This window comes from Wandonia haliotis (assembly GCF_039523435.1).
Taxonomy (GTDB): domain Bacteria; phylum Bacteroidota; class Bacteroidia; order Flavobacteriales_D; family Crocinitomicaceae; genus Wandonia; species Wandonia haliotis.
Genome location: NZ_BAAAFH010000022.1, coordinates 1,085,586 through 1,093,891, shown reverse-complemented (window position 1 = coordinate 1,093,891; position 8,306 = coordinate 1,085,586). Strand labels below are relative to the sequence as shown.

At 40.8% G+C, this 8,306-nt stretch carries 11 protein-coding genes; 7 read left to right on the top strand and 4 right to left on the bottom strand.

Annotation, left to right across the window (positions count from 1 at the left end; genetic code table 11):
- Positions 1-527 (top strand): hypothetical protein (locus ABDZ97_RS17460; protein ID WP_343790990.1); only part of this gene is annotated, 527 nt, incomplete at its 5' end.
- 38 nt (positions 528-565) lie between these two features.
- Positions 566-1,273 carry a YrzE family protein gene (locus tag ABDZ97_RS17455; protein ID WP_343790987.1) on the top strand — a complete coding sequence of 236 codons (708 nt, stop codon included), beginning with the start codon at positions 566-568 and terminating at the stop codon, positions 1,271-1,273.
- Between the two features lie 9 nt (positions 1,274-1,282).
- On the opposite strand, the gene ABDZ97_RS17450 is transcribed toward ABDZ97_RS17455, so the two are convergent.
- The gene (locus ABDZ97_RS17450) at positions 1,283-2,383 is read right to left on the bottom strand and encodes a glycosyltransferase (protein WP_343790984.1); all 1,101 of its coding nucleotides are present in this window, start codon (positions 2,381-2,383) and stop codon (positions 1,283-1,285) included.
- Positions 2,362-3,303: a lysylphosphatidylglycerol synthase domain-containing protein gene (locus ABDZ97_RS17445; protein ID WP_343790981.1), complete on the bottom strand. Its 942-nt coding sequence runs from the start codon at positions 3,301-3,303 to the stop codon at positions 2,362-2,364. The genes ABDZ97_RS17450 and ABDZ97_RS17445 overlap by 22 nt, the downstream gene beginning before the upstream one ends.
- 14 nt (positions 3,304-3,317) lie before the next feature.
- On the opposite strand from ABDZ97_RS17445, the gene ruvC reads away from it, so the two are divergent.
- Positions 3,318-3,872, top strand: a complete 555-nt coding sequence (gene ruvC, locus ABDZ97_RS17440) for a crossover junction endodeoxyribonuclease RuvC (RefSeq protein ID WP_343790978.1) — start codon at positions 3,318-3,320, stop codon at positions 3,870-3,872.
- Positions 3,873-4,003: 131 nt separating this feature from the next.
- Entirely contained in the window at positions 4,004-4,699 is a 696-nt protein-coding gene (locus ABDZ97_RS17435; RefSeq protein WP_343790975.1) for an FkbM family methyltransferase, read from the top strand.
- 7 nt (positions 4,700-4,706) lie between these two features.
- Here ABDZ97_RS17435 and ABDZ97_RS17430 read toward each other — a convergent pair whose 3' ends face one another.
- Both ABDZ97_RS17430 and idi read right to left on the bottom strand, forming a co-directional pair.
- Positions 4,707-5,111 (bottom strand): 6-pyruvoyl trahydropterin synthase family protein, encoded by a 405-nt coding sequence (locus ABDZ97_RS17430; protein WP_343790972.1) that lies wholly within the window; start codon positions 5,109-5,111, stop codon positions 4,707-4,709.
- A 54-nt stretch (positions 5,112-5,165) separates the two neighbouring features.
- The gene (gene idi, locus ABDZ97_RS17425; RefSeq protein ID WP_343790969.1) at positions 5,166-5,687 is read right to left on the bottom strand and encodes an isopentenyl-diphosphate Delta-isomerase; all 522 of its coding nucleotides are present in this window, start codon (positions 5,685-5,687) and stop codon (positions 5,166-5,168) included.
- 245 nt (positions 5,688-5,932) lie between these two features.
- Between idi and ABDZ97_RS17420 the strand changes: the two genes are divergently transcribed.
- The 3 genes from ABDZ97_RS17420 to ABDZ97_RS17410 are packed head-to-tail and all read left to right on the top strand — an operon-like array spanning position 5,933 to position 8,306.
- Positions 5,933-6,424: an RNA polymerase sigma factor gene (locus ABDZ97_RS17420; protein ID WP_343790966.1), complete on the top strand. Its 492-nt coding sequence runs from the start codon at positions 5,933-5,935 to the stop codon at positions 6,422-6,424.
- A complete protein-coding gene (locus ABDZ97_RS17415; protein WP_343790963.1) occupies positions 6,421-7,503 on the top strand; it encodes a hypothetical protein in 1,083 nt (360 codons plus the stop codon). The genes ABDZ97_RS17420 and ABDZ97_RS17415 overlap by 4 nt, the downstream gene beginning before the upstream one ends.
- Positions 7,500-8,306, top strand: a complete 807-nt coding sequence (locus ABDZ97_RS17410; RefSeq protein WP_343790960.1) for an outer membrane beta-barrel protein — start codon at positions 7,500-7,502, stop codon at positions 8,304-8,306. Before ABDZ97_RS17415 ends, ABDZ97_RS17410 begins: the two co-directional genes overlap by 4 nt.

The following is an 8,306-nucleotide window of genomic DNA, read 5'->3' as shown; positions in this document are numbered from 1 at the left end:
TTGGTAACACGATTAGTATCGTAGAAATATTTAATGTGTCGGATGGTGTGTCCGGTTCTAAAACCAAGGATTTTTACAGCGGAAAAACCAACAGCGAAGGAGTACTTTTTGTAACAGAGAAGTTTAATAAAAACAGGCGGTATGAGGTTTTTGTCGGACAATTTCCGGAGGAACATTGCTATCTCAATAGAATGGGATATACCTGGTCAGTAGGAGAAGCGACGGATTTAGCGTTTGAGTATGCGCCATGTGGATACTTGAGATTCAGATACGTAAATACGTCATGTTTTGATGAAAATGATCATATAGAGGTGTACCGATATACAAATCTCCCTGATTATGTTGGCTTTATTATAAATGCTGAGTATGAAGGATGTACTGATTATGAGATGTCTAATTTCGTTGAGGTACCCATGGGTTGGTGGTTTTTTGAGTGGTCTGTCACAAAAAATGGTTTAACAGAGAACTTTTCAGACTCTGTCTTTATAGAAGCGGGAGATTATGAATACTATGAGCTTCAGTACTGATAGTTTTTGATGAGGTAGTCATAAAAATTAGTTGTGTTATGAACAAATATATTTTCTTCACTACGATAGCGTTGGTTTTCGTTTCATGTGGTACATCGTCATTCCATCAACGGAAGTATCAGAGAGGCTATGAATATGGCTGGAGAGAAAGTAAAGCTGAAAAAGAGGAGGCTATCAGGTCATTTGAAGCTGAAGACAAAACAGAAGGAGCCTTCTCTTTAAGAGAAGAGGAGTGGAGAGAGACTGAAAAAATAGATGAGGTTGTTAGCAATACAACGGTTCGGATTCAAGAAACAGAAACAATAGCAGAGTCCTTACCAAGGCGAAATAAACCAGATAAGAAAAGTAACATTGAAAGGAAAGGTATTTCAGAGGTAGAAGTTGAGCGGGGCTATAACGGTAACTCGGAACCGGAATCTATTGAGGAAAGAAAAGAACGTCATGCGTATAAATTTAAGAAAGCAAGTGACGCAATGTTGGTAATGATGGCAATTTTCCTGTTTCTTACACTAGCGTTCTCTATATTTGCAATGTCGTATTTTGTCGTTCCATTAATTTTGGGTTGTGCAGCTTTGTTTTTCCCTGTTACACTGCATTCTATCTTTAGAATGGCCAGTAATAAGCGAACAAAAAAAGAAGAACTTAAGGCGAAAAACAAGAAATGGTTTTGGGGTATTTTAGTGGGATATCTTTCCTTACTTATCGTTGGTCTGGTTGTTGGACTTATACTGTTTGTTTATTTCTAATGTAACTTACTACTGTTTTACCGACCGCTCCTTCCACTCTTTGTGAATAAACAAAGAACCCAACCCGATTGAACAGAGTAAAAGCGGGTAAAAAAATTGCAATAAGGGAAGGTAGAAGGCTAGACTCCAGTTTTGATAGCGTGTAAACCAGGGTATGTACGTAATAAAATCCACACAAAAACGTACAATGAATAATCGGAAAGCAAGTGGATAATCAGCTTGTACAATCAATAGTAAAAACGAGACCGGATAGATCAGGTTAATCAAAACCACCAATCCGGCAAAGAAAGTGGCCCGGGAGTCCGTTCCCCCTGAATTGTTCGCCATCCAGCGAATTCGTTGTCGGATCAAAGCTCCGATAGATTCCGGAACAGGTGTGACAACCGTTTGTTCAGGATGGAGGGTGTAACGTACTTTTCTTCCCTGTTTTTTGAATTGAGAAAGCGCAAATTGATCATCCCCCGAAAGGAGATGGTCATGTTGTGACAGATCGTTGTATGTCAGGTAGTCTTTCGTAGCGAATAGCAGATTGGCACCACTAGCCATAAGAGGATCGTTTTCCGGAACACTTCCCTGTAACAGTTGAAAACTACCGTACTCCAGCTCCATTAATTTACCGGCCAAAGTAGCTCCTGTCATCCGAACAGGCAGACAAATCATAGCGTAACTCCCGGGATAGGGAAGGGCGGAGAAATAATCTTCAGGTACTACCACATCTGCATCAAGAGTGAGTGTATAGGGAGTGTTTACTGTTTTAACTCCTTCAAAAACAGCTTTTTTTTTCCCGGAAACAGGATGGGAAAGAGAAAGAATCTCAAAGGAAATGGCAGATTCCGAAAGTTCTTGTTGGATTACGGCTTTTCCATTGTCAGTAGAATGATCATCTACAAAAATGAATGCAGCGGGAAGTTGTTTTTGAGCTTTGAGTGACTGTAAAAGGGGACGAATCCGGCTTTCTTCGTTTCGGAATGGAATGATAACAGTAAGCTCTTCCGGTCGTATTTTCGGGGATTGCTTTCGCTTTCTAACGACATTAAAAAGTAAAATATACAACGCAAAGCCGAGCGCAATACTGATCCAGAGGGCTACTACGATTTCGAGGGTTTCCATCGCAACCAGATTATTCCTCCGAGTAAAGCCGGAAGACTTAGATTAATAAACCAAAGAATCAGTGAGCAACTCAGGATCACAGCAGAATTAGGAATCAAACCTGCTAACACAAAAACGGCAATATTTTCCCGTACCAGAAGCTTTCCGAAAGCAATGGAAGGAGCCAGTGTCATAAGGAAGTAAACAGTCCATACAGCATATAGTAATTCCAGGTTAACCGGGATAGTAAACGCCGAAAGGATGAGGACATATTGTATAGAAAAAATACTGTGTCTTAGTAAACTCAACCCCAATAATTGCCATTTCAGCTGATGATTCCGTTGCAGAACAAGCGCTGCATGCTCCATAGATTTTTTCCAGAAAAAACGGGAAATAAACCGTGGTACGACCATCGGTCTGAGGTACAGAACCACCATTATTGTTGTGAGTAAATAGAAAATAACCCACATCCAACCTGCTATTTCGGGGAAATCCAGATGAACGAAAAGAGCAAACCCGATAGCTCCGAAGAACATCGAAGCAATCCATTGTGCTACATTTCCGTAGATCGTAAGAACAGAAGCCTCTATTTGCAGGCGTTTCGGAAGCCAGATCATTCTTCCGATGAAGTTACCCGACCGGTTGGGTGTAAAGAGACTGGAAGACACACCGGTTAACAATGAAAAAACAACTTTGGAAAGAGAAACTTTTGCGTGGAGACTTTTCAGAATGATACGCCATTTTATTCCCTCTATAAGCCAGTTGATGGGCATAAGCAGAAATGCCAGGAACAAAAGAGACGGTTTTCGAAGCAGAATTTCTTCGGGGGCAAATTTATCAAACCGAAAGAGCTGATATAGCAGAATTATCAACAAACCAATGCTAACCAGCAACTTGATGGTTGTAATTATCTTCCCGTTTATTTTCCGTAATTTCGCCAAAGTAGCTTAAAATAATGGTTGAAGATAAAATAATTCTTGGAATTGACCCGGGTACTACCGTTTTGGGGTATGGGTTAGTGCATGTGCAGGGGAAGAAGCTCAGTTTACTCAATTTTGGCGTGATTCACCTACATAAACTGGGAAACCAACCGGATAAGCTGAAACGAATTTACGATCGGGTAGAGGAAATTATCAGGGAGTATAAACCGGATGAAATGGCTATCGAAGCTCCTTTCTTCGGAAAGAATGTGCAGTCTATGTTAAAGTTGGGGCGTGCCCAGGGCGTTGCCATAGCGGCTGCCTTGAGCAAGAATGTGCCGTACGAAGAGTACACCCCAAAGCGGATCAAACAGAGTATTACCGGAAGTGGTAATGCATCCAAGGAACAGGTAGCGGCTATGTTGCAAACGCTGCTGAATTTTCCGGAAATGCCAAAATATCTTGATGCAACAGATGGTCTTGCTGCGGCTGTTTGTCACTATTTTTCCAAAGGGATCGGAGAGAATAATAAGGCAGGTTCAAAAGACTGGAAATCTTTTCTTACGCAGAATCCGGAACGAAAAAGATAACTACCCGACCGGGTGGTGATGAAAGAAAATGCAAGTCAGTCCTTTTTTCTTGTACTACATAAACAGTTTATGTACATTTGCGCCCTATTTTGCTGGTTGTGAAAAACGGAATTAAATATCTATTGCAGAGAATGCTTGGTTTTAGGCGTTATCTGATTGTTTTTTCCCGTTTTAAAATTGTCACACTTCGCAAAGACAAGAAAGAAGCCGACTTCTTTGCGTTTGTTGACCTGTTGAAACATCCTGCTACAATCCTTGATATAGGTGCCAATTTGGGGATTATGACGGTGCATTTGGGGAAGAAGTTTCCTGCTGCAACGATTCATGCCATAGAACCTATACCGGATAACCTGGCTGTTCTATACGCTAATATTCGTCGCTACCGACTAAAAAATGTAGAGGTGCATGAACTGGCGGTGGGTGACGAAGAAAAAACCGTCAAAATGGTGCTCCCCGTTCAGGGAAAAACCCGTATGCAAGGGTTGAGTCATGTCAAACATGAAAGTATTACCGAATGGAACGAGGGAGATGAGTTTGAAGTGCAGTGTACAAAGTTGGATACACTTTTCCCACAAGAACAGGTAGATGCTATTAAACTGGACGTTGAAAATTTTGAGTTTTTCGCACTTCGCGGGGGAATTGAAATAATACAACGGACACACCCGGTTATTTATGCCGAATTATGGGACAACGAGAACCGGGTAAAATGTTTTGATTTACTAACAGGGTTAGGCTATACAATCAATGTGGTTGAGAACGGGATTTTGGTGCCTTTTGATCCGTTGAATCATACACAGCAGAATTTCATCTTTCTGATCGGGGAGTAAATAGTGCTTACTTTCCGTTGTATTCTACAATATTTCGTTCTGTTTCGTACAAACGTACCGTTAGTTCAAGTCGGGATGAAAGTCTTTTCCTGAGCTTGTTCCAGATAACAATCGCAATGTGTTCTGCAGTAGGATTTAACTGTGCAAATTCGGGTACGTCAAGGTTTAAGTTTCTGTGATCAAAGGGTTCAATCACTTCTTCCCGGATATATTGTTTCAGTGTCTTCATATCGATGACATACCCGGTGTCGGGATCTATTTCTCCCTCTACCCAGGCTTCCAGTACGTAATTGTGTCCGTGATAATTGGGGTTATTGCAAAGACCAAAGACTTCGTCGTTCTTTTCCTCCGACCATGTCGGATTATACAACCGATGTGCTGCATTGAAAGTCTCCCGTCTGCATACTTTCATAACTCCCTTTTTTATGTATATAACAACTCCCGCCAAAAGAGCGGGAGTGTATGACTATAAGTATTTTTTTATTTCGTCTGCATTTTCCTGCATAATGATACGGAACCATGCCGTGTAATTCTCAGGATTATTTTTCATGTCATCAACGAGATCCTCCCATGCCATAAATTTCCAGTCTCCCACTTCTTCAGGGTTAGGAACAGGTTCGCCATTAAAAACACCTGTCATTACATGGTCAAATTCATGTTCGGTCATACCTTTATCCAATTCTGCTCTGTAGATAAAGGGATAGGCATAAGTAAGATCTACCACAAACCCCATTTCTTCCTGCAGACGTCGTTTTCCTGCTTCGATAATTTCCTCGCCGTCTCTTGGATGGCTGCAGCAGGTGTTCGTCCACAATCCTCCTGAATGATACTTGGAATCGGCACGTTTCTGTAAAAGGACCTCTCCCTTATCATTCACCACAAAAACAGAAAAGGCACGGTGCAAAAGACCTTTTTCATGCGCTTCTGTTTTTCCCATCAGCCCGATGGGATTATCACTTCTGTCTACAAGGACTACTTGTTCTTCCACGTTTTTCGAATTTGATTGTGATAGACAAAGGTAATACAATTGATTCTATTTTTAGAAGCTGTTGGGAAGACTTGGGTAGATTATTCCTGTTTTTGAGAGTGGAATATACTCCCTTAAACCGAAAGAAAAACAGGGTGGACAGAAACTGTTGGGAGGCGTTGTCCACAATTAATTGTTAAATTTGTTAATAATCCTGTAACAAAAGAAGACGTAATCCGTCTCAGTAAAAACGAGAACAAAATCGAATGACAGTAAGCGAATACAACATTTGTGTAAGAGACTACTCCGATAATATCTATCGGTTCGTTTTAAAACACATAAAGAATGTTGAGAAAGCGGAGGATATTGTCCAGGATGTTTTTGAAAAAGTCTGGGTAAAAGTTGAAGATATTTCATTTGCTAAAGCCAAGAGTTATTTTTTTCAGGCGGCCTATCGAACGATGATAGACTACATAAGAAAAGACGCCAGGATTTGCTACAGCGAAGAAATTCAGTCGGAACAAAAGAGCTTTCAGAAACAGACGGACTTACAGGAGATTCTGAACAATGCGTTGGAACGATTGCCCCAGATTCAACAGAGTGCGATACTGCTGCGGGATTATGAGGGTTACAGTTACGAGGAGATAGGAGAGATTTTGTCGTTGAATGAGTCGCAGGTGAAGGTGTATATTTTCAGGGCGCGAAAAAATTTGAGAGAGTATTTGAGAAAAATAGATTATGTGTTAGACGAACGATGAAAAGAATTACGCGAAATAACTATGAAGCCTTTTTACTGGATTTAAGTGAAGGGAGACTGTCCTCGGAACTGGCTGAAGAGTTGTTTGATTTTTTATCAGACAATTCTGATCTGGAAGCTGATCTGGAGGAAATGGATACGACGCCTGTTCTCTTAACCAGTCATGTTCCTAACCGTCGCAAAAATACTTTGTATAAGGAAGAAAGCGAAGAAAACCTTTTGAACCTTATTATCTCAGTAACAGAAAATGTTGCTCAACCAAATGAAGAAAAGCAACTTTCTGTGATGATAGAGAAAAATGAGCAATGCAGGGACGAGTATAAACTCATGCGGTCGATTGCGCTTAAACCGGGAGCAGAAGAGTTTTCAAGAAAAGCACTATTGATGCAGGAAGCACCTGTTCGTGTCATGCCATGGTTACTGCGTTTTTCAGGAGTCGCAGCAGCTGTTTTGTTTATGTGGACTTTTTTCAGAAATGATAATCCGTCGCTATACTCTTCTGAGCGCATGGCGTATGTGAACGAAGGAGGAGTGTCAACTCGGGATGTAGGAGGACAGTTTGTCGCCGAAGAATTACCTGATGTTGGGTCTGAAAATCTGTTGAATGAAGAGATCGTTATCGGGGATGGCGGGAAAAACACTCCTCAAAACTCAATTAATTCGGGAGAAGAAAAAATGGTCTGGCTGGCAGACAATACTTTGGATAATGCACGTACAAATTACATGGAGGATGCTGCACTACCCCGATTGAAGCAAGTAGATAATATCACATTAGACCAACATCTTAATACGGATGTGATCGCCTTACAAACAGAAACTCTGCAACAGGAGAAAACTCCTGCTGATATTAGCGAGGAGCCTAGTTATATTACAGCTATGTCTGAAGAGCAGGAGGATCTGAAATCCTCTTCCCTTGTGAACAAAGTAACCATTAAGATTGATGAAAGTGTTGAGTTGAAGCGGGAGAATGATGCATTTTATGTACGAATAGGTCGCTTTACCGTAAGTTTTGTCAAATCAATCTTTTCCAAGAATAATAAAGACGACGACGAGAACAAAAAAGAAAACAAGAAGAAATGAGAAAATTGCTTTTCCTCTTTTTGTGCGGTAGTGTATTTACGGGATACGGTCAGGAAGCCGATACTACAAAAATCAAACTGGGAGACTCAAATATGACGATAGCCATTGAAAAGAATGGCAAAGATCAAGGGTACTACAACAGATACCGGAGAAAGGATAAGATTCTCGGAGATCATAAGTATGCACATTGGTCCGGGTTAGATATTGGTGTGGGGATGCTGTTGAATTCTTCCGGAGGTACCTCTTTTACAGGGGCCGATTATCTGGAAAATGATCCGTCGGCTTCTTGGACATTCAATGTGAATCTTTTTGAACATTATTTCCCAATTGCGAAGCACCATTTTGGATTTGTCAGCGGTATCGGTTTTAATGCCGTACATTATGGTTTCAAGAGAAACTATATGATTGATTTTAACTACCTGGACAATGAGATGACAGCTGAGCTGGATACAGTTTGGAATTACACGAGAAATCGTTTGTTGGTTGGCTATTTGCAACTTCCGGTTTTATTTCAGGTAAACACCAGTGATGATTACAGAAAGAATATACACATTGCTTTCGGTGTTTTGGCGGGTGTACGTATCGGTTCGGATGTTAAAAGGAAGTCGAAACAGAATGGTGAAGTATATAAATACGTGGAAAGAGGATCGTTTTTCCTTAATCCCTTTAAGTTGGACGCAACATTGCGTTTAGGATACAGAAACTGGGGTATATTCGGTAGTTATAACCTGGTTCCTTTATTTGAGACATCTGTTACGCAAAGAGCAAACGCTGTTTCGTTTGGATTGTCTTTTACCTGGTAA

What these genes read in the sequence shown, in the direction of transcription:
- ABDZ97_RS17420 (WP_343790966.1), top strand. Translation starts at nt 5,933, where the DNA reads ATGACAGTAAGCGAATACAACATTTGTGTAAGAGACTACTCCGATAAT.
- ABDZ97_RS17415 (WP_343790963.1), top strand. Translation starts at nt 6,421, where the DNA reads ATGAAAAGAATTACGCGAAATAACTATGAAGCCTTTTTACTGGATTTA.
- ruvC (WP_343790978.1), top strand. Translation starts at nt 3,318, where the DNA reads ATGGTTGAAGATAAAATAATTCTTGGAATTGACCCGGGTACTACCGTT.
- ABDZ97_RS17450 (WP_343790984.1), bottom strand. Translation starts at nt 2,383, where the DNA reads ATGGAAACCCTCGAAATCGTAGTAGCCCTCTGGATCAGTATTGCGCTC.
- ABDZ97_RS17435 (WP_343790975.1), top strand. Translation starts at nt 4,004, where the DNA reads ATGCTTGGTTTTAGGCGTTATCTGATTGTTTTTTCCCGTTTTAAAATT.
- ABDZ97_RS17430 (WP_343790972.1), bottom strand. Translation starts at nt 5,111, where the DNA reads ATGAAAGTATGCAGACGGGAGACTTTCAATGCAGCACATCGGTTGTAT.
- ABDZ97_RS17455 (WP_343790987.1), top strand. Translation starts at nt 566, where the DNA reads ATGAACAAATATATTTTCTTCACTACGATAGCGTTGGTTTTCGTTTCA.
- ABDZ97_RS17410 (WP_343790960.1), top strand. Translation starts at nt 7,500, where the DNA reads ATGAGAAAATTGCTTTTCCTCTTTTTGTGCGGTAGTGTATTTACGGGA.